This window comes from Streptomyces sp. NBC_01476 (assembly GCF_036227265.1).
In the GTDB taxonomy this organism is placed as follows: domain Bacteria; phylum Actinomycetota; class Actinomycetes; order Streptomycetales; family Streptomycetaceae; genus Actinacidiphila.
In genome coordinates this window covers 4246546-4272474 of sequence record NZ_CP109446.1, presented here as the reverse complement: position 1 = coordinate 4272474, position 25929 = coordinate 4246546, and the positions used below count along the sequence as shown (strand labels likewise).

Annotated in this window: 21 protein-coding genes and 1 pseudogene; 6 read left to right on the top strand and 16 right to left on the bottom strand. The window is 71.9% G+C overall.

Annotation, left to right across the window (positions count from 1 at the left end; all coding sequences use genetic code 11):
• Positions 1–13: 13 nt before the first annotated feature.
• The 3 genes and pseudogenes from OG552_RS18680 to OG552_RS36435 all read right to left on the bottom strand — a co-directional run.
• Positions 14–1027 carry an acetamidase/formamidase family protein gene (locus OG552_RS18680; protein WP_329134341.1) on the bottom strand — a complete coding sequence of 338 codons (1014 nt, stop codon included), beginning with the start codon at positions 1025–1027 and terminating at the stop codon, positions 14–16.
• Positions 1028–1127: 100 nt separating this feature from the next.
• Positions 1128–2483, bottom strand: coding sequence for a diaminopimelate decarboxylase (lysA, locus tag OG552_RS18675; protein ID WP_443071176.1), 1356 nt, complete (start codon positions 2481–2483; stop codon positions 1128–1130).
• A gap of 96 nt (positions 2484–2579) precedes the next feature.
• Positions 2580–2870: pseudogene (locus OG552_RS36435) on the bottom strand (SAV_915 family protein); the annotation flags it as partial.
• A 407-nt stretch (positions 2871–3277) separates the two neighbouring features.
• On the opposite strand from OG552_RS36435, the gene OG552_RS18670 reads away from it, so the two are divergent.
• Positions 3278–5779 (top strand): sensor histidine kinase, encoded by a 2502-nt coding sequence (locus tag OG552_RS18670; RefSeq protein WP_329134337.1) that lies wholly within the window; start codon positions 3278–3280, stop codon positions 5777–5779.
• A 32-nt stretch (positions 5780–5811) separates the two neighbouring features.
• On the opposite strand, the gene OG552_RS18665 is transcribed toward OG552_RS18670, so the two are convergent.
• The 5 genes from OG552_RS18665 to OG552_RS18645 all read right to left on the bottom strand — a co-directional run bounded on the left by OG552_RS18665 (position 5812) and on the right by OG552_RS18645 (position 12435).
• Complete coding sequence (locus tag OG552_RS18665; protein ID WP_329134335.1) at positions 5812–7767, bottom strand: amino acid transporter; 1956 nt, start codon at positions 7765–7767, stop codon at positions 5812–5814.
• Positions 7768–8034: 267 nt separating this feature from the next.
• Complete coding sequence (locus OG552_RS18660) at positions 8035–8907, bottom strand: hypothetical protein (RefSeq protein ID WP_329134333.1); 873 nt, start codon at positions 8905–8907, stop codon at positions 8035–8037.
• Positions 8908–9005: 98 nt separating this feature from the next.
• Positions 9006–10538, bottom strand: a complete 1533-nt coding sequence (locus OG552_RS18655; RefSeq protein WP_329134331.1) for a Na+/H+ antiporter — start codon at positions 10536–10538, stop codon at positions 9006–9008.
• A 234-nt stretch (positions 10539–10772) separates the two neighbouring features.
• Positions 10773–11381 carry a hypothetical protein gene (locus OG552_RS18650; protein WP_329134329.1) on the bottom strand — a complete coding sequence of 203 codons (609 nt, stop codon included), beginning with the start codon at positions 11379–11381 and terminating at the stop codon, positions 10773–10775.
• 160 nt (positions 11382–11541) lie between these two features.
• Entirely contained in the window at positions 11542–12435 is an 894-nt protein-coding gene (locus OG552_RS18645; protein ID WP_329134327.1) for a chitosanase, read from the bottom strand.
• A gap of 142 nt (positions 12436–12577) precedes the next feature.
• On the opposite strand from OG552_RS18645, the gene OG552_RS18640 reads away from it, so the two are divergent.
• Together OG552_RS18640 and OG552_RS18635 are read left to right on the top strand one after the other, a co-directional pair.
• Entirely contained in the window at positions 12578–12805 is a 228-nt protein-coding gene (locus tag OG552_RS18640) for a DUF2277 family protein (RefSeq protein ID WP_329134325.1), read from the top strand.
• 16 nt (positions 12806–12821) lie between these two features.
• Positions 12822–13262: a PPOX class F420-dependent oxidoreductase gene (locus tag OG552_RS18635; RefSeq protein ID WP_443070974.1), complete on the top strand. Its 441-nt coding sequence runs from the start codon at positions 12822–12824 to the stop codon at positions 13260–13262.
• A 43-nt stretch (positions 13263–13305) separates the two neighbouring features.
• On the opposite strand, the gene OG552_RS18630 is transcribed toward OG552_RS18635, so the two are convergent.
• The 3 genes from OG552_RS18630 to OG552_RS18620 form a co-directional block, all read right to left on the bottom strand.
• Entirely contained in the window at positions 13306–14763 is a 1458-nt protein-coding gene (locus OG552_RS18630) for an LCP family protein (RefSeq protein WP_329134322.1), read from the bottom strand.
• A 344-nt stretch (positions 14764–15107) separates the two neighbouring features.
• A complete protein-coding gene (locus tag OG552_RS18625) occupies positions 15108–15506 on the bottom strand; it encodes an anti-sigma factor antagonist (protein WP_329134320.1) in 399 nt (132 codons plus the stop codon).
• A gap of 164 nt (positions 15507–15670) precedes the next feature.
• The gene (locus tag OG552_RS18620; RefSeq protein WP_329134319.1) at positions 15671–16537 is read right to left on the bottom strand and encodes a helix-turn-helix domain-containing protein; all 867 of its coding nucleotides are present in this window, start codon (positions 16535–16537) and stop codon (positions 15671–15673) included.
• A 179-nt stretch (positions 16538–16716) separates the two neighbouring features.
• Between OG552_RS18620 and OG552_RS18615 the strand changes: the two genes are divergently transcribed.
• Positions 16717–17196 carry an ATP-binding protein gene (locus OG552_RS18615; RefSeq protein WP_329134317.1) on the top strand — a complete coding sequence of 160 codons (480 nt, stop codon included), beginning with the start codon at positions 16717–16719 and terminating at the stop codon, positions 17194–17196.
• A 104-nt stretch (positions 17197–17300) separates the two neighbouring features.
• Here OG552_RS18615 and OG552_RS18610 read toward each other — a convergent pair whose 3' ends face one another.
• On the bottom strand, positions 17301–17537 hold the full coding sequence (locus OG552_RS18610) for a DUF397 domain-containing protein (RefSeq protein WP_329134315.1): 237 nt from the start codon (positions 17535–17537) through the stop codon (positions 17301–17303).
• A gap of 271 nt (positions 17538–17808) precedes the next feature.
• Here OG552_RS18610 and metG point away from each other — a divergent pair, with 271 nt between their 5' ends.
• Positions 17809–19554, top strand: a complete 1746-nt coding sequence (gene metG, locus OG552_RS18605) for a methionine--tRNA ligase (RefSeq protein ID WP_329134313.1) — start codon at positions 17809–17811, stop codon at positions 19552–19554.
• A 106-nt stretch (positions 19555–19660) separates the two neighbouring features.
• Here metG and OG552_RS18600 read toward each other — a convergent pair whose 3' ends face one another.
• The 4 genes from OG552_RS18600 to aspS all read right to left on the bottom strand — a co-directional run bounded on the left by OG552_RS18600 (position 19661) and on the right by aspS (position 23741).
• Entirely contained in the window at positions 19661–20455 is a 795-nt protein-coding gene (locus OG552_RS18600; protein WP_329134311.1) for a L,D-transpeptidase family protein, read from the bottom strand.
• A gap of 14 nt (positions 20456–20469) precedes the next feature.
• Positions 20470–21321 (bottom strand): hypothetical protein, encoded by an 852-nt coding sequence (locus OG552_RS18595; RefSeq protein WP_329134309.1) that lies wholly within the window; start codon positions 21319–21321, stop codon positions 20470–20472.
• Positions 21318–21830, bottom strand: a complete 513-nt coding sequence (locus OG552_RS18590; protein ID WP_443070973.1) for a SigE family RNA polymerase sigma factor — start codon at positions 21828–21830, stop codon at positions 21318–21320. Before OG552_RS18590 ends, OG552_RS18595 begins: the two co-directional genes overlap by 4 nt.
• Positions 21831–21974: 144 nt before the next feature.
• Positions 21975–23741 (bottom strand): aspartate--tRNA ligase, encoded by a 1767-nt coding sequence (aspS, locus tag OG552_RS18585; RefSeq protein WP_329134306.1) that lies wholly within the window; start codon positions 23739–23741, stop codon positions 21975–21977.
• Positions 23742–23889: 148 nt separating this feature from the next.
• Here aspS and OG552_RS18580 point away from each other — a divergent pair, with 148 nt between their 5' ends.
• Positions 23890–25923, top strand: a complete 2034-nt coding sequence (locus OG552_RS18580) for an ATP-binding SpoIIE family protein phosphatase (protein WP_329134304.1) — start codon at positions 23890–23892, stop codon at positions 25921–25923.
• Positions 25924–25929: the final 6 nt, after the last annotated feature.

Sequence of the window (25929 nt, the reverse complement as noted above, 5' to 3'; positions counted from 1 at the left end):
TACGTGCCCGGGCCTACCGGCCGAGCAGTGCCGCTGTCTGCCGCAGTTCGCGGTGCAGGTCGCGGTGCGGGGTGCCGGGCGGCAGCCACTCCTTGCGGAGCTTGGACACGGCGGTGTAGTTGGTGTCGCAGACGTTGGCCAGCGGGGACTCGCCGGCCTGGGTGAGGAACTGGTACGCGTCCAGCTCCGCGAAGCCGTAGTCGCGCTCCAGCCAGCGGACCATGTCGAGCTGGGCGATCCGGAAGGCGTCCTCCAGCGGGCGGGCCGAACCGGTGGACATGATGTGGGTGTCGGACTCGATCCGCGGCCAGGGCGTGGAGACGCCCTTGAGCAGCTCCACGATCACCACGGTGTTCATCGCGCACTCGACCGCCACCCCGCAGGTCTCGCCCTCACCCTGCCGGGCGTGGCCGTCGCCGAGGCTGAGCAGGGCGCCTTCGACGTTGACACCGAGGTAGCAGGTGGTGCCGGCCCGCATCTCGGGGGTGTCCATGTTGCCGCCGTGCGCGTCGGGCACGAGCGCGGAGCGTACCTCCAGGCTGGCGGGGGCGACGCCGACGGTGCCGTGCATCGGGTCCATCGGCAGCTCCAGCCGCAGGTCGCCCTCGCGGGTGGTGAAGGCACAGGTCCGCCGCTCCCGGTCCAGCTCCCACATCCAGACGACCTCCGGCAGCGGCGGCTGCAGGGTGGCGGTGGTGTGGGTGGAGGTGAGGGCGCCGAAGAGCGGGACGGTGGTGGAGGCGGCCCAGTCGCGGGCGGGCTCGACGGAGACGAAGTGCACGGCGATCGTGTCACCGGTCTCGGCGCCTTCGACGTAGAAGGGGCCGGTCTGCGGGTTGAGGAACGGGAACTCGCAGACCTCGGAGACCAGATCGGCCGCCGACCGCACGCGGCCGGCGAAGCAGTCCTCGGTGAAGAGGTCGAGCACGGTGCCGGGCGCGATCCGCGCGATGGGCGCGGCACCGCCGAACGTCCAGGCGTACGAGCCGGGTTCGGGGCGGACGGTGAGGATACGGGGGTCGGCCATGGCCAGGAGCCTAGAGCCCGGCGGCCTCCCGGGTCGCGGGGCTCCTCGCCGCCGGCCTTCCGCGCCGGCACGCCGAGGGCGCCGGGACGGGCACGAGGAGTCACGCGCCGACGTCCCGCGCGGTCATGTCCGCCAGCGACTCGCGGCGGACGAGAAGGCGGGCGGTGGCAGCGCTGACGGCTATGACCGGGGGCCGGCCGACCAGGTTGTAGGTGGAGGCCATGGAGAGGTGGTACGCGCCGGCGACGGGAACGGCGAGGAGGTCGCCGGGGCGTACGTCGTCGGGGAGGGAGACGTCGGCGGCCAGCACGTCGCCGGCCTCGCAGTAGCGGCCGACGACGTCCACCAGGGCGCGGGCGGCGGAGTGTTCGCGGCCGACGAGGCGGGGCAGGTAGCGGACGCCGTAGAGGGCCGGGCGGGGGTTGTCGGACATGCCGCCGTCGACGGCGACGAGAGTACGGCCCGCGGTGCGTTTGACGGTGAGCACGCGGTAGACGGCGACGCCGGCCGGACCGATGACCGCACGGCCCGGCTCCAGGATCAGCCGGGGCACGGGGAGGTCCGCGCGGGCGCACCCCTCGGCGAGTTCGGCGCGGATCCGGGTGGCCAGGGCCGTGATGTCGAGCGCGGGTTCGCCGGGCCGGTAGGCCACCGCGTGGCCGCCGCCGAGGTCGAGTTCGGGCAGCACCACCCCGTGCTGGTCCCGGATCCGCGCCATCAGGCCGATCAGCCGCCGGAGCGCGGCGACGTACGGCTTTACGGTGGTGACCTGGGAGCCGATGTGGCAGTGCAGACCGGTGAGCGCGAGCCCGGGCTGTCCCAGCACCCGGTCCACCGCGTGCTGGGCGGAGCCGTCGGTGAGCGAGAGCCCGAACTTCTGGTCGTCGGTGCCGGTGCGGACCGCCGCGTGGCCGCCGGCCGACACGCCGGGCACCACCCGCAGCATGACCTTCTGCCGGTCGCCCGGCGGGACCAGCGCCGCCAGCCGGGCGATCTCCGTACCGCTGTCGATGACGATCCGGCCCACGCCGAGCCGGACCGCGGTGCGCAGGTCCTGCGGGCTCTTGGCGTTGCCGTGCAGCACGATCCGGTCCGGCGGGAAGCCGGTGGTGACGGCGAGTTCGAGCTCACCGGCGGAGACCACGTCCAGGCCGAGCCCCTCCTCGCGGACCCAGCGGGCCACCGCCCGGCAGAGGTACGCCTTGGCCGCGTAGACCACGTCGGCGTCCGGGAAGGCCGCCTTGTACGTACGGCAGCGGGACCGCACCTCGTCCTCGTCGAGGATGTACAGCGGGGTGCCGAAGCGGTCGGCGGCCTCGGCCAGCGGCACCCCGCCGACCGCGAGGTCACCCCCGGGCACGTGGGCGGTGGAGGCGGGCCAGACCGACAGGTCCTCGCCGGGCGCCGGGGGAAGCGCCGGACCCGAGGGGCCGAGTGAGCCCAGGGACAGGGACATGGTGACCTCCTGGGGGGTCAGCAGAGGGTGGGACGGCCGGTCCGCGGGCTCATGCGGCGCGGGAGCGCCGGCGGCGGGCGCGGACAGCCGCGGGTCGATCCGCAGCGAGCTGATGCCGAGCGGCGCGGCCAGCGCCCGCAGGGCCGGCTCGGAGAGCCGGATCCACTCCTGCGCCGGGCCGAGCGTGCGGACCAGCCGCTCCTCGGTGGTGAAGGCGACGGCGGTACGGCTGCCGAGTGCGGTGCGGAAGAAGCGGACGGCGCGGCCCAGCGGCCCCGACCCGGCGGGGACGAACAAGGAGTGTCCGGCCGGGCCCGTCCCTGGGACTTCGTCCGGGCGGTGCCCCCGTGGGGCTCCGGCGTCCTCCGCGGTCCGGCTCGGTGACATGGCGCTCTCCTGACGATCGAACGATCCGGTGTGGGATCCGGCGGAAGCGGTGCGGGGTCCGCCTCCGGCGGTCCGCGCTCCGCGGTCCTCCGCCGCGGTGCGAACCGCCCGCGGCGCTGTCGGGAACGCTATGCCCGGCCCGGCACCACCCCGGGGCCCCGCTGACGTGCGCTTGACGCCGGGGCGCGTTCCCTGACGCCCCCCTGACACCGCCCGGCACCGCCTGAAACCGCCCCGCCCGCACCGCCTGACACCGCCCGCCCCGCCCGGCCCGTCAACGGAGCGTCAACGTGGCCCCGTCAGGTGCAAGGAAGGCGTTAACGCGCTGGCCGCGGCGGCGTCCGCCGGATTGCCTGGAGAAGCCACCGGTCCCCGCCGGTCCCCCGCTCGATCCCGGAGGCACGCCCATGTCCGAACCCCGGCCCGGCCGGCTGAAGGTCTTCCTCGGGGCCGCGCCCGGCGTCGGCAAGACGTACCGGATGCTGGACGAGGGGCGGCGCCGGGCCGAGCGCGGCACCGACGTGGTGGTCGCGTTCGTGGAGTGCCACAACCGGCCGTACACGCTGGAGAAGCTGACCGGCCTTGAGGTCGTACCCCGGGTCGAGCGGGAGTACCGCGGCACCGTGCTCTCCGAGATGGACCTGGACGCGGTGCTGGCCCGGCGCCCCGAGGTCGCGCTGGTCGACGAACTCCCGCACACCAACCCGCCGGGCAGCCGCCACCCCAAACGCTGGCAGGACGTGGAGACGCTGCTGGCGGCGGGCATCGACGTGGTCACCACGGTCAACATCCAGCACCTGGAGTCGGTCAACGACGTGGTCGAGAAGATCACCGAGGTGCCGCAGCGCGAGACCGTGCCGGACGAGGCGGTCCGCCGGGCGTTCCAGATCGAGCTGGTGGACATGCCCGCGGAAGCGCTGCGCCGCCGCCTCGCGCACGGCAACGTGTACGCGCCGGAGAAGATCGACGCGGCGCTCGCCAACTACTTCCGCATCGGCAACCTCACCGCGCTGCGCGAACTGGCGCTGCTGTGGGTGGCCGGCCGGGTGGACGAGGCGCTGCGGAAGTATCGCAGCGACCACGGCATAGGGCGTGTCTGGGAGACCCGCGAGCGGATCGTGGTGGCGCTGACCGGCGGCCCGGAAGGGCAGACGCTGATCCGGCGGGCGGCCAGGATCGCCGACCGGTCGGCCGGCGGCGACCTGATGGCGGTGCATGTGGCCCGCAGCGACGGCCTGGCCACCGGCTCCTCGCCGGTGGCGCTGGCCCGGCAGCGGCAGCTGGTGGAGAGCCTGGGCGGCAGCTACCACTCGGTGGTCGGCGACAACGTGCCCGGCGCGCTGCTGGACTTCGCCCGGGCCGCGGGCGCCACCCAGCTGGTGCTCGGCTCCAGCCGGCGCGGCCGGCTGGAGAAACTGCTGACCGGGCGGGGCATCGGCGACACCACGGTGACCAGCTCCGACGAGATCGACGTGCACATCGTCACCCACGAGCGGGCCGGCCGCGGCCGGCTGCTGCCCTCGCGCCGCCGGACGCTGTCCACCTCCCGGCTGATCGCCGGGCCGGTCGCCGGTCTTGTGCTGCCCTTCGGCCTGGCCGCGGTCCTCGCCGGCAGCCGCGGCAGCCTCAATCTGACCAGCGAGGCGCTGCTCTTCCTGCTGGCGGTGGTCGGGGTGGCGTGCACCGGCGGGGTGGTGTCGGCGGTGGTCGCCTCCGTCACCGCCTCACTGGTGCTCAACTACTGGTTCATCCCGCCGATCGGCAAGTTCACCATCGCCGAGCCCAACAACATCCTGGCGCTCGGGGTGTTCGCGGTGGTCGCCGGTACGGTCGCGGCCATCGTGGACCGTTCGCTGCGGCTGTCGCGCCGGGCGGCCAGGGCCACCGCGGAGGCCGAGACGCTCTCCTCGCTGGCCGGCAGCATCGTGCGCGGCGGGGACGTCCTGCCGGCACTGCTGGAGCGGGCCCGGGAGACCTTCGGCATGGAGTCCGCCGAGCTGACCGCGGCGCCGGTCGACGACGACACCGCCGTCCAGGTGCCGGCCGGGCGGTCCACCCTGGTGCTGCGCGGGCGGTCGCTGCCCGCCGCCGACCAGCGGGTGCTCGCCGCCTTCGCGGCGCATGTGTCGGCGGCCGTGGAGCGGGCCCGGCTGGCCGAGGCGGCGGCCGAGATAGAGCCGGTGAAGGCCGCCGACCGGATGCGTACCGCGCTGCTGGCCGCGGTCAGCCACGACCTGCGCACACCGCTGGCGGCCGGCTGGGCCGCGGTCAGCTCGCTGCGCAGCCAGGACGTGCGCTTCTCCGCCGAGGACCGCGACGAACTCCTGGCCACCGCAGAGGAGTCGCTCAGCCGCCTCAGCCGGCTGGTGGACAACCTGCTGGACATGAGCAGGCTGCAGGCGGGCGCGCTGTCGCTGGATCTGCGGGCCACCGCCCTGGAGGAGGTGCTGCCCGCGGCCCTGGAGTCGCTGCCGGCCGGCGCGCCCGGCGTCGACGCGTACGGCCTGGAGGAGGCGCCGGCCGTCCTGGCCGATCCGCCGCTGCTGGAGCGGGTGATCGCTAATCTGATCAGCAACGCGGTGCGGCACGCACCGCCCGGCGAACCGGTGGTGCTCACCGCCGGCGCCATCGCCGGCCGGGTGGAGCTGCGGGTCGTCGACCGCGGCCCCGGCCTGTCCGAGGCGGACCGGGAGCACGCCTTCGAGCCGTTCCAGCGGATGGGCGACACCGACAACAGCACCGGTCTCGGGCTCGGCCTGGCGCTGTCCCGCGGCCTCACCGAGGCGATGCACGGCAGCCTCACCCCCGAGGACACCCCCGGCGGCGGCCTGACCATGGTGCTGTCGCTGCCCGCCGCGGGTGCCCCGGAACCGGTCCCGGGCGTCCGCCACGAGGAGAAGGCGCGGTGAGGCGGGCCCCGGTGCGGACGCTGACGGCCGGCTCAGGCCACGTGGACGCGGGGCCGGCGGTTGCGGTCCGGCTCGGCCTCCCGCAGCACCTCGCGGGTGACCGGGGCCACCTCGCCCTGGCCGAAGAGGAAGAAGCGCAGGAAGTTGGCGAACGGGCTGCCCTCGGTCCACTCGAAGTAGATGTGCGGCTTGCTGCCGGTCTCGTCCCGCACATGCAGCAGGAAGGCGGCGAGCGCGTTCGGCACGGTCGAGCTCTCCAGCGACAGCACCCGGTAGCGGCCGTGCATCACCTGGCCGCGCACCACCACCGCCGACTCGAACTCCGAGGCGTCCAGCACCGTCACCTCGACGAAGACCAGGTCGTCCTCGGGCGGGATGTCGTTGTCGGCGCGGATCTGGTGCACCTTGTCGCGGTACTCCGCGGCGTCCCGCTGCCCTGGCTCGTTGGCGATGAAGCGGATCCGGCGGCTGGCGATGTCCCGGACGAAACGGGCCGCCATGTCGTCCATCTCGACGCTGGTGACCCGCAGTTCGAAGGAGCGGGCGAGGCGGGACAGCAGCGAGACCAGCACGATGCCGCCGATGAAGCAGGCACCGATCTTCACACCGTCCGGGCGCTCCACGACGTTGACCACGGTGGTGTAGAGGAACACCACCGCGATGATCCCGAAGCCGATCGTCCAGTTGCGCTGACCGGCCGTGCGGGCCGCGATGGTCACCGCGATGGCCGCCGAACTCATCAGCACCAGCACACCGGTGGCGTACGCGCCGCCCTGCTTGTCGACGTTCGCGTCGAAGATCCACGTCACCAGGAAGGCCACGAGGGTGAAGACCAGCACCATCGGCCGGACCGCCCGGGCCCAGTGCGGCGCCATGCCGTACCGCGGCAGATAGCGCGGCATCAGGTTCAGCAGCCCGGCCATCGCCGAGGCGCCGGCGAACCAGAGGATGGCGATGGTCGAGAAGTCGTAGACCGTGCCGAAGCCGGAGCCGAGGTACTGGTGCGCGAGGAAGGCCAGCGCGCGGCCGTTGGCCTGGCCGCCGTTCTCGAACTCGGCCTTCGGGATGAGCACGGTGGTGATGAAGCTGGTCGCGATGAGGAAGACGCTCATGATCAGGGCGGCGGTGGTCAGCAGCTTCTTGGTGCCGCGGATCCGGCCGGCCGGGCGGTCCTCAAAGTCGCCGGGGTCGCCCTTGACGTGCGGCATGACGGCCACACCGGTCTCGAAGCCGGACATGCCGAGGGCGAGCTTCGGGAAGATCAGCAGCGAGACGCCGATCATCACGAAGACGTTGCCGCGTTCGGCGGTCAGGCCGTGCCGCCAGTCCGTCACCAGGTGCGGGGCGGTGATCACATGCCACAGGCCGTCGCCGACCACCACGACGTTCAGCGCGAGATAGAGGCCGACCAGCACCACGGCGACACCGATCGCCTCCAGGAATCCCTTGAGGAAGACCGCGCCGAGCAGCGCCACCAGCAGCAGTGTGATCAGCAGCTGGTGGCTGTGCAGGGCGTTGCTGAAGTGCGGGTTCTCCACCAGGTGGGTGCTGGCGTCGGCCGCCGAGAGGGTGATCGTGATGAGGAAGTCGGTCGCCGCGAAGCCGAGCAGGGCCAGGACGAAGAGCTTGCCCTTCCAGAAGGAGAGCAGCCGCTCCAGCATCGCGATGGAGCCCTCGCCGTGCGGGCTGTCCTCCGCGACCCGCCGGTAGACCGGCAGCGCGCCCGCCAGGGTCACGATCACCAGCACGACGGTGGCGATCGGCGAGAGCAGCCCGGCGGCCAGCGCGGCGATGCCCGGCTGGTACCCGAGGGTGGAGAAGTAGTCGACACCGGTGAGGCACATCACCCGCCACCAGCGCTGCCCCTGCCCGGCGGGCTCCGTGGACCGCTCCGGCTTGTTCTCCTGCGGCCGGGGGTACTTCCCCATGTCCGACAGGCCCTCCAGCAGCCAGGCGCGAAGGCCGCCGGTCGGGGCGGTGGTGGCCAAGGTGGGGCTCCTGTCGTACGGCTGCCGGGGGCGGGTCCGAAGCGTCGTCAAGACGGCGCGGGCCGGCGTCTGTACAGCGTATGCACCCGCTCGACGACCCTTAGCGCTTCCCTAGCGCTTTCTTAACGCGTGATGTGCGCCTCCCCCCGCCGTCGGGGTGGCGTTCACCCTGGGGCCGGGCCGGGGTGGGCGCCTGGGCGGCGGCCGGACATGCGTCAGGGGGCAGGCGCGGGGTGCGCCTGCCCCCTGACGCGGGGTCGGCCGGCCTTACGCCTTCGACTCGGCGTCGGCCTTGGCGGTGGAATCCTTGGCGGCGTCCTTGGTGAGGGCCTTGGCGGCGCCCTTGGTGCCGGTCTTCGGGCCGGCCCCGGACGTGGCGTCCTTGGCGGCGCCGGACCCGGCGGCAGCCGTCTCCCCGGGCGCGTCTTCGGAACCGGTGTCCTCAGAACCGGTGTCCTCGGCAGAATCCGTGTCCTCGGCCCCGGCGCCGGCCGTGACCTCCGGCGCCTCCTGCGACGCGGACTCTTGCTCCGTGTCCTGTTCCGGCTCCTCCTCCGCGCTCCCGTCCTCGAAGCGGGCGTCGAGGACCGCGTCGAGTTCCGCGGTCCACTGCTTCAGCGTCGCGCGCGAGGGCGCGTCCACATCGGCCTGGAACCAGCGGCGGGTGGAGGTGTAGACGGTCACCGAGAAGCGGCGGGAGAAGCGCGGCGTGTCGATCTCGACCGCGCCGATCTCGTCCCAGCCGAACTCCGCCTCCTGGTCGTCGAGCCGGAAGGTGACCCCCGAGGCGTCCGCGATGATCGCGCCGCGGCGGTCGATGGCCTCGAAGACGGGCAGCCCGTCCTCCTCCGGCTCCTCCTCGGCCGCGTCGTCCGCGGCGGCCGTGTCCTCCGTGTCCTCCGCTTCCGGTACGGCCCCGGCGTCCGGCGTCTCCTCGACGGCGACCACCTCCGGGGAAGCGGACTCCGCGGCTCCCGCCGCGGCGACCTCCTCGGGCGAATTGTCCGCTGTGTCCGCCGACTTCTCGGCGGCGGCGGGCGACCCCGCGGCCGGGGCCGGGGGCGTGAGGCCGGGGATGAACGCAGGATCGATCCCTGCGGGTGGCACCGGCGGGCTGGACGAACCTATGCGCTGCTCCACGCCGGGCAGTATGGCCGATAAACCTGTGCCGTCAAGTTACGGGTCTCTTAAGGCTGTCCGCGGCCCGCCGACCCCGGACATACCCGGAGCACCGGGACTCAGGCCTCGCCGAGCCCCGCCTCCTCCCGGTCGAGGTCGTTCTGCAGCCGGCGCCGGGTGGCGTCACTGATCTCGTGCACCTCGTAGAGCCGGCGCAGCTCCGCGTTCTCCACCCGGATCACCTCACGCCGCAGCCCGGTGTACGCGTCGGCCAGCGGGTCGCCGTCGCCGCTCTCCATCCGCGCCACCAGCGCCCGCCTGACCCGTCCCAGCGCCGCCGCCGGGTGTGTCTCCAGACCGGCGAGCTCGTCGATCCTGGCCAGGGCGGCCTTGCCGAGCGCGTCACGGGCGGCTGCCTCCTCGCGGGCGGTGTGCTCGGGTTCGAGGGCGAGCCCCGACCGGTTGACGACGCCGGCCAGACTGAGGCCCTGGACGACGAGGGTGAGCACGACCACCGCGGTGGTCAGCACCAGCACCAGCGGGCGCCCCGGCAGCGGCCGTCCGTCGTCCGTGGTGAGCGGGATGGACAGCGCGGCGGCCAGCGGCATGACCCCCCGGGTGCCCGCCCAGGTGACGACCGACGCCATCCGCCAGGACGGCCGGCCGCGCCGCGGCCGTACCACCGCGGACAGCGGCAGCATCCACAGCACCCGCAGGCCCAGCAGCGCGGCGGCCACCGCGAGCGCCTGCAGCGGCCAGGCGCCGGTGCCGTCCGGCAACGCCCGTACCAGCGTGGGCAGTTCGAGCCCCACGATGCTGAACACCACGCTCTCCAGCAGGAAGACCACCACCGCGTACACCGCCGAGAGCTGCAGCCGTATCCGCGCGTCGGACAGCCGGTGCCCGGAGCGGCCGAGCACCACCCCGGCCACCACCACCGCGGTCACCCCCGAGGTGTGCGCGCTCTCCGCGAGGACATAGGACGCGTACGGGGTGACGAGCGCGATCACCGTCTCCAGCACCGGGTCGGCGGTCCGGCGCCGGAGCAGGGCCACCAGCCCGGCGACCCCGGCGCCGACCGCGGTGCCGCCGCCGGCCAGCACCACGAAGCGGCCCACCGCGGCCGGCCCGCTCACCGAGCCCGCGGCGACCGCCCCCGCCACCGCGACCTTGAACAGGACCAGCGAGGTCGCGTCGTTGAAGAGGCTCTCCGCCTGCACCAGCACCTGTACCCGGCCGGGCAGCGCCAGGCGCCGGCCGAGCGCGGTGACCGCCACCGGGTCGGTGCTGGCCAGCACCGCGCCCAGCACGAAAGCCATCGGGGCCGGGAGCGGGGTGACCGCCACCGCCAGCGCCCCGACCGCCGCCGCCGAGGCCAGGACAAGACCGAAGGCCAGGACCGTCACCGGCCGCCAGACGGTCCGCAGGTCCCGCAGCGGCATCTCCTCGGCGGCGGCGTAGAGCAGCGGCGGCAGGACGACCAGGGCGATGGCCTGCGGCGGCACCCGGAACTCGGGCGCACCAGGGACCAGCGCCACCGCCAGCCCGGCGACGACCAGCAGCGAAGGCGCGGGTATCCGCCACCTGCGGGCGAAAGTGGCCACGGCGGTGCCCAGCACCACCAGCAGCAGAACAACACCCACGTCGCGCATCGAGCACCCCGGAACGTCACCGGGGCCGCCGGTCGCCGCTGTCCGCCGCCGTTCCGTACCCCGCGCCGACCAGACTTCCCGGCACACCGTCGGTCAGATTATCGATTTCTTGTCGCCACCCGCCAGCACGGCAGGCGTCGGCGTCACCGTCGCACCGCACGGCGGCTCGGCCACCCCGAGCGGCGCCCGCCGGCCGTCGTACCCCGGTGCCCCCCGCGGTCGTCCCCTCCCGCCTTAAGCCAGTGGGGCCGCGAGGGACTGCATCAGTTCGGGGAAGTCCGGGCCGAGATAGACCCGTTCGGGAACCAGGAAGTGGTCCGGGGCCACCTGGCGGACGGTCGTCTCCCGGACCGGGAGCACCGTCAGCGCGATGGTGAAGGGCCGGGCCCGGCGCCCCAGCCGGTTCTCCAGTTCGCCGATCGCCCGGGTGACCACCATGCTGTGCCGGTGCCCGGCCGCCAGGCCGGTCTCCTTGCGCCACTGGTGCCAGTCGTTCGCCTCACGCCAGCCCGCCAGGACCAGGTCCTGCAGCTCGGGCCACTCGTCGAGGCCGGCGAAGCCGGGCGGGTCGAAGGCGAGCTGTCCGGCCGCCGCGGCCCCCGGGGTGGGACGGTCCTGCGAGCTCAGCAGCGCGTTCCACCAGCCGAGCCAGCCGGCCGTGAGCCCCGCGGACTGCCCGGTGGCGTTCCTCCAGAGCGGCACCGGCACGTCCAGCGGGCCGGGGACGGTGTCACCCGGCGGCACCGCGATCCGCCCGAACTCGCGCAGCCACAGCGCGATGTCCAGCCGCTGCGGCCACTGATCGACGCGAACGGCCCACGAGGACCCTGCGGTTGACCTCACGACCCAAGTCTAGATCCCCGGGGGACCCACCGGGCCTGCGCAATTGGCCGGGTCGAATCAGTCGATCAGTTCGATCGGTGCCCCGCGGTGGGACGTCCGGTCCCCCCGGCGCACCGGGGATACGGGGGGACCGGACGCCGTCCGCGGGGCGCCGCGCCCGCTACGGCAGGGTCAGGATCTGGTACGAGTCGCCGTAGGTCTTCCACTTCAGCGGCGGGTCGAGGTTGAGGTTGCCCGCCTGCAGGAAGACCCGCTGCTCGGTGTCCACCCTGCTGGTGTCGTCGTGCGCGTCCTCGGTCTTCATCGCGGCCTTGCGGGCGTCGAGGAAGGCGTTGAGGTAGGTGGTCTCGTTGCCGCCCTGCGCCGGGGGCTTGGCCTTCTTGATGGCGGTCTTGCGGATGCCGCCGAAGCTCACCGGGTCGTCGCCGGGGCCGTGCATCACGATGGCGTCGTAGTAGATGAACTGGCCCAGCGTGCCCAGGCCGTCGGACTTGGCCTGGTCGACCGAGGGGTTGAAGTAGACGCTGTCGCGCTCGTCGTTCTGCGCCTGCTGGAAGACGGTGTCCTTGGCGGCGGTCTTCCAGTCGTTGACGAAGGCGGTGCCGAGGCCCGCGTGGGAGTCCGTGCCGTTCACGTTCTCCAGTGCCGGCAGGTACTTCGCGAGGATGTTGCCCGGCTTCACGTCCTGGTAGTGCTGGACGAGTTCGAGCATGTCACCGGTGCCGGAACAGAAGCCGATGATGCCGGCGGTGTAGCCGCGGCCGTCGCCGATGTCCTCGATGTACTTGTACTGGGCCTTCCAGTCGAGCGAGGAGTTCTCGGCGGAGCTGACCAGCTCCATCGCGATCTCCTTCTTGTGCGGGTCGGCCAGACCCGTACCGGTCGCGTTCGGCCGGGCGGCGGCCTGCACGGACTGGGTGCCGTGGGTGCCGTGCGTGACCGGGGAGGCGAAGCCGGGGGCGGCCAGCGCGAGCGATGCGCCGGCTGCGGCCAGCACGCCGGCCGCCGTGACGAGGGCTGTCCGGCGGGTGGCGCGGTGGGGGGAGGGCTGCATGTGTGTCTCCGTTCATGGATTCATGGGGAGGCTCAACTGCTCAGTTAGGAAAGCTTCCTAACCAATGCGGAGTATTGAAGCACCACCGGGGCCGCGCGCCAAGGGGCTGGGGTGAAGCGGGAGAACGGAGCACACTTGAGGTATGTGCCGAAGCATCAAGACCCTCCGGGCGCCGATGACCCCCGAGGTCCACGACGAGGACATCCGCGCCGCCGCGCTGCAGTACGTCCGCAAGATCTCCGGGTTCCGCGCCCCGGCCGCCCACAACCGCGAGGCCTTCGACGCCGCGGTGGACGCGGTCGCCGCCGCCACCGCCGACCTGCTGGCCACCCTGGAGGTACGCGGCGCTCCCGCGCCACGCACGGGGTGAGGCCTAGCCTGGCGTCATGGAGCAGATGACCCCCGCCCAGTGGCAGTCCTTCGCCTCGGCCGGTACCCGTACCGGAAAACTCGCCGTCACCCGCGCTGACGGCCGCCCGCACGTCACCCCCGTCTGGTTCCTGCTGGACACCTCGGACCCGCAGAACGTCCAGGTCGTCTTCAACACCGGCCGCGACTCGCTCAAGGGCAAGGCGCTGCGCCGGGACCCCCGCTTCGCGCTGTGCGTCGACGACCAGGAGCCGCCGTTCTCCTTCGTGCTGCTGGAGTGCACCGCGGAGCTGAGCGAGGACCTGCCGGAGCTCTCCGTCTGGGCCACCCGGATCGCCGCCCGCTACATGGGCGATGAGCGCGGGGCGGAATTCGGCGCCCGCAACGCGGTGCCCGGCGAGTACCTGGTCCGCGGCCGGATCGACAAGGTCACCGCGCACGCCAACCTGACCGACTGACCGGCCGCCCGCCGGCCCGCCCCGCTCACCCGGCCCGCCCCGCTCACCCGTAGGAGAGCTTCGAGCACGCGTCCTCGTCCGCGCTGCGGGCCTGCTGGGTGAGGGTGGTCGGCAGCGGCTTCGGGGCCGCCGCGGTGGCGGACTTGGCGAAGTCCTGGCCCACGACGACGTTGATGCCGCTGATGTCGAGCGGGACCAGCTGCGAGCCGGGGAAGAGCTGGGAGACCGTCTTGGCCTGGGTGGCGTCGGCGGAGCCGTACTCGATCCTGGTGGTGGCGTGGTCCTGGGACTTCGCGGTCGCGGTGGAGGTGACCGTGAACTTCTTGGCGGTGAGGGCGTCGGCCGCCTTGCCGGCCAGGCCGTCGGTGGTGGTGCCGTTGAAGACGCTGACGTCTATCCCGGTGCCGTCCACGGTCGGGGTCGGCTTGGGCTTCGGCGTGGGCTTGCCCGAGGCGTTGGCGCCGTCCAGGGTGCGGTCGGCCTTCAGCTCGGCGAAGAGGTTGTCGACGTCGGGGTGGACCAGGTCGATCCGCGGGCCGTCGTACTTCCACGGCGCGGTGATGAACTGGATGTTCTTCAGGTCGATGTTCTTCAGCGTGAGGCCGAAGGACATCAGCTTGGTCGCGCTGCCGAGCCCGGGGTCCACGGTCAGCGACTTGGTGGCCGCGTCGGCCAGCGGCAGCAGCGTGGTCGGGTTCATGCCCTCGCCCTTGACCTTGCTGATCAGCGCGGAGAGGAACGCCTGCTGCCGCAGCATCCGGCCGACGTCGGAGTTGTCGCCGACACCGTGCCGTACCCGGACGTAGTCGAGCGCCTGCTGGCCGGAGAGGTTCTGCATGCCCTTCTTCAGCACGACCTTGCCCTGGTAGCCCAGGTTGGGGTTCATGTCGCCCTGGTAGATGTTGTTCGGGACGCAGACGTCGACGCCGTGCACGGCGGAGGTCATGGCCGCGAAGCCGGCGAAGTCGATCACCATGGTGTGGTCGATCCGCATGCCGGACATCTTCTCCACGGTGTTCTGGGTGCACGCCGGGTTGCCCTTGGCGGTATTGCCCATCGAGAACGCGGAGTTGAACTGGGCCTTCGGCTGGTCCGGCGACCAGGTGCCGTTCGGCAGCAGGCACGGGGGTATGTCGACCAGCGAGTCACGGGGTATGGAGACGCCCACCGCGTGTTTGTGGTCGGGGTAGACATGGAGCAGGATCGTGGTGTCCGAGCGCCCGATGGGGCCGGAGGCCGAGCCGCCGAGCTTGCCGTTCTCACCGGAGCGGGTGTCGGAGCCGATCAGCAGCACGTTCACCGCGGTGTCGCCGTTGGCGTCCGCGGCTGCCGCCTTCGGCCGGTTCTTGCTCAGCCCGGCCGAGTCGAAGGTGCTGATATTCGCGTTGAGCTTGAGGTAGATCGCCCCGGCGCCGCCGACCACCAGCACCACCAGGGACGCGACTATCGCGATCACCCAGCGCTTACGGCTGCGCTTGGGCTTGCGCCCACGAACGCCCATTTCCCAACCTTCGGTCCGGTGGCTCGCGCGCACATGACGAAGCCCCAACGTTTACCACGTGCTCCGGGCGGAATGTATGACCCCGGTCACACCGGCCCACGCCGACCCGGCCTGCCACTGTACGCCGCCAAAATATGGGTAACGGGAAATGTGAGAAGGGTGACGGAAGCGGTGGCCTTTCTGGCATTGACGAATTCGGCACCCGGGTTCCCAGCGAACTCCCAGGAACGGACGCGGGTCTTCCGGATGTGCCTTCCCGGTGTGCGGTGGCGACGCGCCTTCCGGACCGGGTAAGCGTCCGCGGAACCGTGCGCAACTCCCCAGCGGGGAGAGCGGATTCGCCCTTACAGGGCCAGCGCCTGCTGGAGCGTGTGGACGGGGTGGAAGACCCCGTCGAGCCCGGTGAGCGCGAGCAGCTTGCGGGTCGGCGGATGCGCGCAGGCCATCAGCAGCCGGCCGCCGCGGTCCACGATCCGGCGGCGGGCCCGTACCAGCAGGGAGAGGCCGAAGCAGTCGACGAACTCGACGGGCCCGAGGTCGAGCACCACGGTGAAGGGCGCGGGCCAGGACGCCGCGGCCTCCAGATGCGGGTCCACGTACGGCGCGCTGCCGAGATCCAGCTCGCCGCTCAGCTCGACCACGGTGATGTCGCCCAGCCGGTAGGTACGGGCGTACGCACTGGGCGGCGGGACCGCGTCGCCGAGCCGGCGCACCCGCTCCGGCGGCTCCCCCTGCTGCTGCACCGCGTCCCCCCTCGACGACCCCGGAAAAACCGTCACCCCTCGTGCGACCTGCGGTTACCGTAGCGGCGCCGCAGGGCCGGGCGGGAGGTTGCTCAGGGCATGAAGGGTGGTTGTTCACCCCGAGGGGTGAAGATCACCGTGTCCGACTGTAGATGATCAGCGGATCAGAGCTCGTCGTGGAAGGCGCGCAGCCACTCCAGCGACTCGGCGGGCTGGAGCGCCACCGTGTCCAGGGCATTCATCGCCTTGGTGTACTCCACCACCTCGTCGTGCTTGTCGATGTAGAGCGCCCCGGTCAGCTGCTCCAGATAGACCAGGTCGGGCAGATCGGACTCGGGGAAGCTGAGCAGGGTGAAGGCGCCGCCACCCGCCGCGTGCCCGCCGGTGGTGAACGGCAGGATGCGTACGTCGACGTTCGGCGCCTCGGCCGTTTCGAGGATGTGCCGGACCTGGCCGCGCATCACCTCGGGTCCGCCGAAGGACCGGCGCAGCGCGCCCTCGTCCATCACCGCGACGAAGCGGGGTGCCTGCTCCGATACGAGGAGCTTCTGCCGCTCCAGGCGTAGACCGACTCGTCTTTCCACCCAGGGGTCCGCCGCATCGGGGTGACCGAGCCTGATCACCGACCTTATGTACTCCTCGGTCTGCAGCAGGCCGTGCACGAACTGCACTTCGAAGGTGCGGATGAGCGCCGCGGACTCCTCCAGGCCGACGTACGTCTGGAACCAGGTCGGCATCACCTCGCCGTAACCGTGCCACCAGCCGGCCGCGTTGGCCTCCCGGACGAGTCCGAGCATGGCGAGCCGCTCACCGCCCTCGGTGACGCCGTACAGCGTCAGCAGGTCGGCGACGTCCCGCTCCTTGAAGCTGACTCTGCCCAGCTCCATACGGCTGATCTTCGACTCGGAGGCACGGATCGAGTACCCCGCGTCCTCCCTGCTGATGCCGCGGGACTCACGCAGCCGCCTCAGCTGCGCCCCGAGCAGCATGCGTCGCACGATGGACCCGCCTCCCGGCTGCCCTGCGCTCATAGGTCACGCTCCGCCCTTGGTTCATCAGCAGTCTGCCACTAATGGACTGCGCGCAGTACCCATTCAGTCACTCTCCATCGACACGTGCATTGTTCTTTGCAGATGCACGTGCAGACGCTCTTGCATCCCTGGGCACCGATCCATGAGCATGGGGGCGTGGACATACCTCGGGGGCTCTCATGAGGACAGAGGCCACGGCCGTGCTGGAGCCGTTATGGCAAGGCGTGCTCGCGCCCGAGCGTCTCGCCGCCGCCAACGGGGCCACCTGCGAGCTGCGGGCCCACCTCGAGTCGGTGCGCGAGGCGCGCCGGTTCACCCGGTCCACGCTGCAGCGCTGGGAGCTGACCGGCCTGCGGGACTCCATGGAACTCGTCGCCAGTGAGCTGGTGACCAATGCGCTGCGCTACGGGGTGCCGGTCGGTACGACCGGGGCGCCGGTGCGGCTCACCCTGGTCCGCTGGACCTCCCGGGTGGTCTGCGCGGTGCGCGACCCGAGCGCGGTGGCGCCTGTCACCAAGGAAGCGGACTTCGTCGCGGAGACCGGCCGCGGGCTGCACCTGGTGGACTCGTTCAGCGAGAACTGGGGATGGCACCCGCTGAGCGGTACGGGGAAGGTCGTCTGGGCGCTGTTCCTCGCGCCCGGCGGTCCACGTCAGTAGTCAGGAGCGGCGCCGGCGGGGGGCGCTGCTTCCGCGCGGGCGGCGCGGGCCGTCCCGGGCACGCCGGTCCGTACGGGGGTACGCGACCCGGCGCTTTTCGCCCGTTACGGCATCAGGTGGTCGAATTCACCGGCCTTGACGCCGATGATCATCGATTCGATCTCGGCCCGGGTATAGATGAGCGCCGGACCGTCCGGAAAGCGTGAATTGCGTACGGCGACCTCGCCGTCGGGCAGTGCCGCGAACTCCATGCAGGTGCCATTGGCATTACTGTGCCGGCTCTTCTGCCAGGCAACTCCCGCAAGGTCTTCTGCGGCCATTCCATTGTGCGTCCGGCGCATCAGCCACTCCCCATAAGTGCCTTGTGTGGTACCGGAGATGATAACCCGTTATCCCGGCACGTGCATGTGCACGTGCATGCGCACGTGCGGTCACTCGCGGTGATCTTCAGGGCCGACCTGCGCCCCCCACCCCGAAGCCATGACCAGGGCGTAGTCGGGGCGTAACCGCAGGTCTAAAAGGGGCGGCGTATACACCCCTTCGGTCCGTTACGATATTGAGGATCCATAGAGGAATTACTCACTCCGCGCAACGAATTGGGAGCAGCCTGCAATGGCTCGTCACCTCATCACCTCCGCCCTGCCCTATATCAACGGGATCAAGCATCTGGGCAACATGGTGGGGTCCATGCTCCCGGCGGACGTCTACGCGCGGTATCTGCGGCAGCGCGGCCACGAAGTGCTCTACATCTGCGCCACCGACGAGCACGGCACCCCCGCCGAGCTGGCCGCCAAGGAGGCCGGCCTGCCGGTCGACGTCTTCTGTGCCCAGGCGCACGACGCCCAGCGGGCCGTCTACGACGGATTCGCGCTCTCCTTCGACTACTTCGGCCGCAGCTCCTCGCCGCAGAACCGCGACATCACCCAGCGCTTCGCCCGCCGCCTGTTCGAGAACGGCTTCATCGAGGAGCGGGCGATCCGCCAGGTGTACTCGCTGGCCGACGAGCGCTTCCTGCCGGACCGCTACATCGTCGGCACCTGCCCGCACTGCGGATACGACAAGGCGCGCGGCGACCAGTGCGAGAACTGCACCCGGGTGCTCGACCCCACCGACCTGATCGAGCCGCGCTCCGCGATCAGCGGCAGCAGCGCGCTGGAGATCCGGGAGACCAAGCACCTCTTCCTCCTCCAGTCGAAGCTGGCCGGCGAGGTCGAGGCGTGGATCGACGCCAACGGTTCGCAGTGGCCGACCCTGGCCTCCTCGATCGCCCGCAAGTGGCTCACCGAGGGCCTTCAGGACCGGGCGATCACCCGCGACCTCGAATGGGGCGTCCCTGTCCCCGCCGACACCTGGCCGGAGCTGGCCGCCGAGGGCAAGGTCTTCTACGTCTGGTTCGACGCACCGATCGAGTACATCGGTTCCACCAAGGAGTGGGCCGACGCGGCCCCCGACGGCGAGGAGCGCGACTGGCGCTCGTGGTGGTACGACGCGGACTCCGGCGCCGACGCCGTGCGCTACACCGAGTTCATGGCGAAGGACAACGTGCCCTTCCACACCGTGATGTTCCCGGCCACCCAGCTGGGGACGCGCGAGCCGTGGAAGAAGGTCGACTACGTCAAGGCGTTCAACTGGCTCAACTACTACGGCGGCAAGTTCTCCACCTCGCAGCGGCGCGGCATCTTCACCGACGCGGCGCTCGACCTGCTGCCGGCCGACTACTGGCGCTACTTCCTGATGGCCAACGCGCCCGAGTCCGACGACACCTCCTTCACCTGGGAGCTCTTCGCGTCCTCGGTCAACAAGGACCTCGCGGACACGCTCGGGAACTTCGTCAACCGGGTGCTGTCCTTCTCCCGCAAGCGCTTCGGTGACGAGGTGCCCGGCGGGGCGGCGGCCGGCGCGGTCGAGGTCAAGCTCGGCGAGCAGATCGCCGGGCTGCTGGCGGAGTACGAAGGCCACCTGGAGACGCTGCAGTTCCGCAAGGCGGCGCAGGCACTGCGGGCGCTGTGGAGCGCGGGCAACTCCTACCTGGAGGAGAAGGCCCCCTGGCTGGAGATCAAAACCGACCCGGAGGGCGCGGCGCTCACCCTGCGCACCGCGATGAACCTGATCCACCTCTACGCGGTGATCTCCGAGCCCTTCATCCCGGCCTCGGCCGCCGCCATGCGCGCCGCGTTCGACCTGCCCGGCGACAACGCGTCGTGGGTCACCGCGGAGGAGGCCCGCACGCTGTCCGCCGTCCCGGCGGGCACCCCCTTCACCCTCCCGCCGGTCCTCTTCGCCAAGATCACCGAGGACGATCTGGCCTCCTACGTCGCCCGCTTCGGCGGCGACCCGGACGCGGACCCCACCGCCTGACCCGGCGCACGGCCGCCGGGCCGCGTCACACGTCCCACCCGGCAGGCGGATACGCCTGCCGGGTGGGACAGTGCGGGTGGGCGGGCTCAGTTCGGCCGGCTCCGGCTCAGCGCGAGAGGTCGGGCGCGTCGCCCATGACGACCACCGGGTGCTGCGCCGGGTCCAGCGTGCGCAGCAGCGTCTTCATGGCGGAGGCCGGCAGCGAGACGCAGCCCTGGGTGGGGCCGCCGTGGTCCACGTGGAGCCAGATGCCGCCGCCGCGGGAGTCGCCGAGCGGGCGGGTCCAGTCCCGGGGGGACATACCGGGCTTGCGGTTGTAGTTGATGGCGATGACGTAGTCGAAGGCGTCGTGCAGGGACTCGCCGCTGACCCCGATGCTGTTGTTGGTGAAGCCGATCGGCGCGTGGTCGTAGGTGAGCCTGGTGCCCGGGTCGGCGAACCGCCCGCCCGCGTCGGTCAGGGTGAACACGCCGATGGGGGAGCGCAGATCACCGGAGTGGTGCCGGTCGGTCCAGCCGCGCTGGGCGTTGTGCGCCTTCCAGGCCGGCCGGTCCGCGGTCCAGCCCGCGGTGTCGTCGTAACGGTAGAGCGTGACCTGGGAGTCCGAGGAGTCCCGGCCGGCGCCGGTGACCAGCACCACCTGGCGGGCGTCCGCCGGGACCGCGGCCAGCGTCCGGGGGCCGACACCGGGCAGCACGCCCCGCACCGGCAGGGGGGAGGGCGGCGGGAGCGGCGCGGAACGCCCCGCCCGGCCGCCTGTCCGGTCGCTCAGCGGGCCCTGTTCGGCCACCCGGGACGGCTGCGCCCCGGCGCCCGAGGCGGCGCAGCCGGCGAGCAGGAGCGAAGCGGCCGCGGCCAGCGAGGCGGCGGCGAGGGTGCCGCGGCGACGGGCTGTGCGCATGTCTGAGGGGCCTTTCACGTGAAGGTCGCATTCATGAGGATGTCCCGGACCTCGGCCTGCAGCGCTGCCTGCGCGCCGGCGAGGCACACCGTCGCCTCGATGGTGACGTCGGAGCCGGAGAGATCGGCGAGGGTCGCGCCGAGCTGGGCGACACCGCCGACCGTCCGGCAGGACGTGAGCACCTGCCCGGCGCCGATCCGTGGTCCGGTGAGCCGGATCTTGTCGGCCATGCCCTGGTTGTGGCTGATCCGCAGCATCATCAGCACGCCACCGGGCGTGAGGGTACGCACCAGCGGGGTGCAGAAATCGTCCAGCGGGTGCACACAGGTGCCCTTGGGCATCCCGAGCCCCTGCGAGGAGACGTAGTTCGCGTCGGAGCCGGCCGGTTCGAGGGTGGACCAGCCGGGCGGCAGCCGCAGGCCGAGACCGGACAGGGCGGAAAAGCGGTAGAGACGGTACGCGGTGGTCGGGGGCGGGGCCTGGGTGGAGGCCGGCCCGCCGGTGGGTGCTCCGGTGGGCTCCGCGGTGGGGACACTGACCGAGGCGGGCGGCGCGAGCGAGGTGACCGCGGGCGGCGCCGGGTCACCCGGTGCGCCGCCGAGCCCCGGCGCCAGCAGCCCGAACGTGGCGATCGCCAGCACGGCGGTCACCGACAGCCCCGCCGCACGGCGCCGCGCCCGCCGCCGGACCCGCGCCCTGACCTGCTCCAGCCGCCGTGCCGGGGCGGGCAGTTGGGGGACGGCCCGCTCCAGCAGCACCCGCAACTCGTCCCCCTCGGGGTCGTCGGCCGGATGCGTACCGCCGGAGCCCGCCGCGTAGGGCGCGCCGGCTGCGTCCGGTCCCCCGGGACGCCGGTTCGTGCTCATCCCCGGTCACCCCCCTCCGGCAGTGCCGCGGTGACCGGCAGCCGGGTCCGCAGGGTGTGCAGCGCCTTGGACGCCTGGCTCTTGACGGTGCCCTCCGAGCAGCCCAGCACCTCCGCGGTCCCGGCGACGCTCAGGTCCTCGAAGTAGCGCAGCACCACCACCGCCCGCTGCCGGGTCGGCAGGGTGCGTATCGCCGCGGCGAGCGTCTGCTCCAGGTCCACGTCCGCGAACGGGTCCGCGGGCGCGGCCCGGTCCGGCAGGTCGTCGCCGTGCGGCACCTCGCCCCGCCACTTGCGCCGCCACCAGGAGGCGTGCGCGTGCACCAGCGCCTTGCGGACGTACGCCTCGGGGTTCTCGTCGGCTATCCGGTTCCACTTGGGCCAGACCCTGGCGAGCACCGTCTGCAGCAGGTCCTCTGCCAGGTGTGCGTCGCCGGTGAGCAGCCAGGCGACCCGGAGCAGCCTCGGCCCCCGGGCCGCGACGAACTCCTCGAATCCGGCCACGCCCACCGCTCACCTCTTCTTCTTCCACACTCCCCCAACGCGGCGGCCCACCGTCCGCGTTGCCTCGCCGCTGCCGGTTCCGCACAGAAAAACACCGGCGGAGCCGAAGAACGGCCCGCCGGTGTTCCGTACCCGTCGCGAAAAGGGCGGTCAGCCCTTCGGGTTGGGCTTGCGCACCGACAGGTGCAGCTCCCGCAGCCGGGCCTCGGAGACCTCCGAGGGCGCGCCCATGAGCAGGTCCTGCGCGTTCTGGTTGAGCGGGAAGGCGATCGTCTCGCGGATGTTGGGCTCGTCCGCGAGCAGCATCACCATCCGGTCAACGCCCGGGGCGATCCCGCCGTGCGGCGGGGCGCCGAAGTGGAAGGCGCGCAGCATGCCGCCGAACTCGGCCTGCACGGTCTCCCGGTCGTAGCCTGCGATGCCGAACGCCTTGTACATCACTTCCGGTTCGTGGTTCCGGATGGCACCGGACGACAGCTCGACGCCGTTGCAGACGATGTCGTACTGCCACGCCAGGATGTCCAGCGGGTCCTTCGTCTCCAGCGCCTCAAGTCCGCCCTGGGGCATGGAGAACGGGTTGTGCGAGAACTCGATCGCGCCGGTGTCCTCGTTCCGCTCGAACATCGGGAAGTCGACGATCCAGCAGAACCGGAAGACGCCCTCCTCGAACTGCCCGGTGCGCTTGGCTGCCTCCACCCGGACGGGGCCCATGATCTTGCTGACCTCGTCGAACTCCCCGGCGCCGAAGAAGATCGCGGTGCCCGGCTTGGCGCCGACGGCCGCGAGCAGCGCGGTCACGTCGTCCGGTTCGAGGAACTTGGCGATCGGGCCGGTGAGCGCGTTGTCGTCGCCGACCCGGACCCAGGCCAGGCCCTTCGCGCCGAGCGAGACCGCGTACTCACCGAGCTGGTCGAAGAACTTCCGCGGCTGGTCGGCGGTGTCCGGCACGGCCAGCGCGCGTACGTGCTTGCCGGCGAAGGCCTTGAAGCCGGAGCCGGCGAAGACCGCGGAGACGTCGACCAGTTCCAGCGTGGTGCGCAGGTCCGGCTTGTCGTTGCCGTACTTCAGCATCGACTCGCGGAACGGGATCCGCGGGAAGGGCGAGGTGACGCTGCGGCCGCCGCCGAACTCGGTGAACAGGTCGGTCATCACCTTCTCGATGATGCCGAAGACGTCCTCCTGCTCCACGAAGCTCATCTCGACGTCGAGCTGGTAGAACTCGCCGGGCGAGCGGTCGGCGCGGGAGTCCTCGTCGCGGAAGCACGGCGCGATCTGGAAGTAGCGGTCGAAGCCGGAGATCATCAGCAGCTGCTTGAACTGCTGCGGGGCCTGCGGCAGCGCGTAGAACCTGCCGGCGTGCACCCGGGAGGGCACCAGGAAGTCGCGGGCGCCCTCGGGGGAGGTGGCCGAGAGGATCGGGGTGGCCATCTCGTTGAAGCCGAGCGCGGTCATCTCGCGGCGCAGGAAGGAGATGACCTGGGTGCGCAGCATGATGTTGCGGTGCATGCGCTGGCGGCGCAGGTCCAGGAAGCGGTTGGTGAGCCGCATCTCCTCGTTGGCGTTGTCCTCGGGGAAGACCGGGAACGGCAGCTGGTCGGCGGCGCCCAGCACCTCGACCGAGGTCACCTCGACCTCGACCTCGCCGGTCGGCAGCTCCGGGTTGACGTTCTCCGCGGAGCGGGCCACCACCCGGCCGTCGACCCTGAGCACCGACTCCTTGGACTGGGCGCTCAGCTGGTCGTACACCGGCGAGCCCGGGCGGACCACGAGCTGGGTGAAGCCGTAGTGGTCGCGCAGGTCGACGAAGAGGATGCCGCCCAGATCGCGGCGATTGTGCAGCCAGCCGGACAGGCGGACGTCGGTGTCGACGTCAGTGGCGCGCAGCTCACCGCAGGTGTGGGACCGGTACCGATGCATTCGCTTGTCGTCCTGCCTTGATTCGTGGTTCGCGTGGTGCGGTTCATGTGGCCGGGCCTTCGGCCCAGCACAGCGTACCGGCGCTCCGGCCCGCTTCCCCATCCGGATAAGCTCGCCGATATCTTCCATAACCTCATAAACTGGCGAAATGCGCACCGACGACGTCCTCGCCGCTGTGGGCTACGGCCTGTGGCAGTGGGACTGGTCGACGGGGACCTTGTCCGCCGACGCCCGGACGACCCGGCTGCTGGGTCTGCCGGGGGTCTCGGGCACGCACTCGTACGAGGCCGTCAGGTCCCGTTTCCAGATCAACGACTACCGGGCGTTCGCCGCCGACCTCACCCTGGCCCGCGCCGAGGGCGGCATCTCCGAGTCCCGGCTGCGGGTGGTCAACGAGGACGGGGTGGTGGTGCGGACCGTACGCATCCGGGTCCGCCCCCAGGGGCAGCTGCTCAGCGGCACCATCAACGAAGTGCGCGGCCTGCCGCTCGGCTCCACGACCGCCCGGGAGTGGCACCGCTCCCGGGAGGCGTTTCTGCTGGACGCCGGCCGCGCGCTGGCCGAGGCGGACTCGACCGAGGAAGTGCTGCGGGTGGCCGCCGGGCTGTCGATGCCCAGCTTCTCGCCGGAGGGACTGGCCGTCTTCGGCAAGGACGGCGACCAGCTGACCGTCGTCGGGCACCACGGCCAGGAGATGCCGGACACCTGGCCCCGTGAGCTGCCGCTGAGCCTGGACTACCCGGCGGCCGTGGTGGTCCGCACCGGAGAGGCGGTCTATCTGCCGACCCCGCAGGAGTACGAGGAGCGGTTCCCCGACGCCTGGCCGATGGTGAAGGTCTTCGGCCGCTCCTCCTGGGCCTATCTGCCGCTCACCGTGGCCGGCGAGACCATCGGCGTGTGGATGGCGGCCTTCCGCGAACCGGTCGAGTTCACCCCCGACGAGCGGTCGGTGCTCACCACGGTGGCCCGGATGCTGGCGCAGGCGCTCTCCCGGGCCAGCGTGCACGAGTCCGAGCGGGCGCTCTCCGACGGGCTGCAGCGGACGATGCTGCCGGCCGAGGAGCCCGGCATCGAGGGCATGGCGATGTCCGCCCGCTATGTCCCCACCGGCGGCGGCCTGCAGGTCGGCGGCGACTGGTACGACGTGATCGACCTGCCGTCGGGGAGCACCGCGATCGTGATCGGCGACGTCCAGGGCCACGACGTGACGGCGGCCGGCCTGATGGGGCAGCTGCGGATCGCGCTGCGGGCCTATGCGGCGGAAGGGCACCGGCCGGACGCGGTGCTCTCCCGGACCTCCCGCTTTCTGGCCGGTCTCTCCGAGGGCGTCGCGCCGGAGGACGTACGGTTCGCGACCTGCCTCTATCTGGAGGTGGACCCCGCCACCGGCACGCTCGACGTGGTCAGGGCCGGGCACCCGGAGCCCGCCATCCGGCTCGGTGACGGCACCACCATCGTGCGCCGCACCGCGGGCGGGCTGCCGCTGGGCATCGCACCGGACGAGGACTACCCCACCACCCGGCTCTCGCTCGAACCCGGTGAGGTCCTGCTGCTGTGCACCGACGGCCTGATCGAGACCGGCGGCCACGATCTGACCACCGGCTGGCGCCGGCTGAGCGAGGTCTTCGAGGCGGGCCCGGCGGACGATCTGGAGGCGCTCGCCGACGCGCTGATCCGGGCGGTGCACGGGCCGGCCTCGCACCACACCACAGGTCCGCTCGCCGACCGCCGCGAGGACGACATCGCGCTGGTGCTGCTGCGCCGGGAACCGGACGGTCCCACCTGCGCGGTCCCGGTCCGCCGTACCGTGCTGACCGTCCCGCAGGCCGATCCTGGCCGGATCCGCAGCGCCCGCGAGGACATCCGCGCGCTGCTGCACGACTGGGTCTCCCCCGACCAGCTGGAGTCCGCCGTGCTGCTGGTCTCGGAGATGGTCACCAACGTCCTGGTCCACACCGACGAGGACGCCCGGCTCACCGCCCAGATCACCGGCATGCCCGGCACCCGCAGGCTGCACGTCGAGGTCGGTGACCGCTCCGACGAGATGCCGCACCGCCGGTCCCCCGGCGAGATGGCCTCCAGCGGGCGCGGCCTGCTCCTGATGGAGGAGCTGGCCGACGCCTGGGGGGTGGACCCGCGGGGGGACGGGAAGTCGATCTGGTTCGAGCTGTACGAGAACTGAGGCCGG

Excerpts from the sequence above, each read along its gene's own strand:
- OG552_RS18680 (WP_329134341.1), bottom strand. The coding sequence starts at position 1,027 with ATGGCCGACCCCCGTATCCTCACCGTCCGCCCCGAACCCGGCTCGTAC.
- lysA (WP_443071176.1), bottom strand. The coding sequence starts at position 2,483 with ATGTCCCTGTCCCTGGGCTCACTCGGCCCCTCGGGTCCGGCGCTTCCC.
- OG552_RS18670 (WP_329134337.1), top strand. The coding sequence starts at position 3,278 with ATGTCCGAACCCCGGCCCGGCCGGCTGAAGGTCTTCCTCGGGGCCGCG.
- OG552_RS18655 (WP_329134331.1), bottom strand. The coding sequence starts at position 10,538 with ATGCGCGACGTGGGTGTTGTTCTGCTGCTGGTGGTGCTGGGCACCGCC.
- OG552_RS18645 (WP_329134327.1), bottom strand. The coding sequence starts at position 12,435 with ATGCAGCCCTCCCCCCACCGCGCCACCCGCCGGACAGCCCTCGTCACG.
- OG552_RS18640 (WP_329134325.1), top strand. The coding sequence starts at position 12,578 with ATGTGCCGAAGCATCAAGACCCTCCGGGCGCCGATGACCCCCGAGGTC.
- OG552_RS18635 (WP_443070974.1), top strand. The coding sequence starts at position 12,822 with ATGGAGCAGATGACCCCCGCCCAGTGGCAGTCCTTCGCCTCGGCCGGT.
- OG552_RS18630 (WP_329134322.1), bottom strand. The coding sequence starts at position 14,763 with ATGGGCGTTCGTGGGCGCAAGCCCAAGCGCAGCCGTAAGCGCTGGGTG.
- OG552_RS18620 (WP_329134319.1), bottom strand. The coding sequence starts at position 16,537 with ATGAGCGCAGGGCAGCCGGGAGGCGGGTCCATCGTGCGACGCATGCTG.
- OG552_RS18615 (WP_329134317.1), top strand. The coding sequence starts at position 16,717 with ATGAGGACAGAGGCCACGGCCGTGCTGGAGCCGTTATGGCAAGGCGTG.
- OG552_RS18610 (WP_329134315.1), bottom strand. The coding sequence starts at position 17,537 with ATGCGCCGGACGCACAATGGAATGGCCGCAGAAGACCTTGCGGGAGTT.
- metG (WP_329134313.1), top strand. The coding sequence starts at position 17,809 with ATGGCTCGTCACCTCATCACCTCCGCCCTGCCCTATATCAACGGGATC.
- OG552_RS18600 (WP_329134311.1), bottom strand. The coding sequence starts at position 20,455 with ATGCGCACAGCCCGTCGCCGCGGCACCCTCGCCGCCGCCTCGCTGGCC.
- OG552_RS18595 (WP_329134309.1), bottom strand. The coding sequence starts at position 21,321 with ATGAGCACGAACCGGCGTCCCGGGGGACCGGACGCAGCCGGCGCGCCC.
- aspS (WP_329134306.1), bottom strand. The coding sequence starts at position 23,741 with ATGCATCGGTACCGGTCCCACACCTGCGGTGAGCTGCGCGCCACTGAC.
- OG552_RS18580 (WP_329134304.1), top strand. The coding sequence starts at position 23,890 with ATGCGCACCGACGACGTCCTCGCCGCTGTGGGCTACGGCCTGTGGCAG.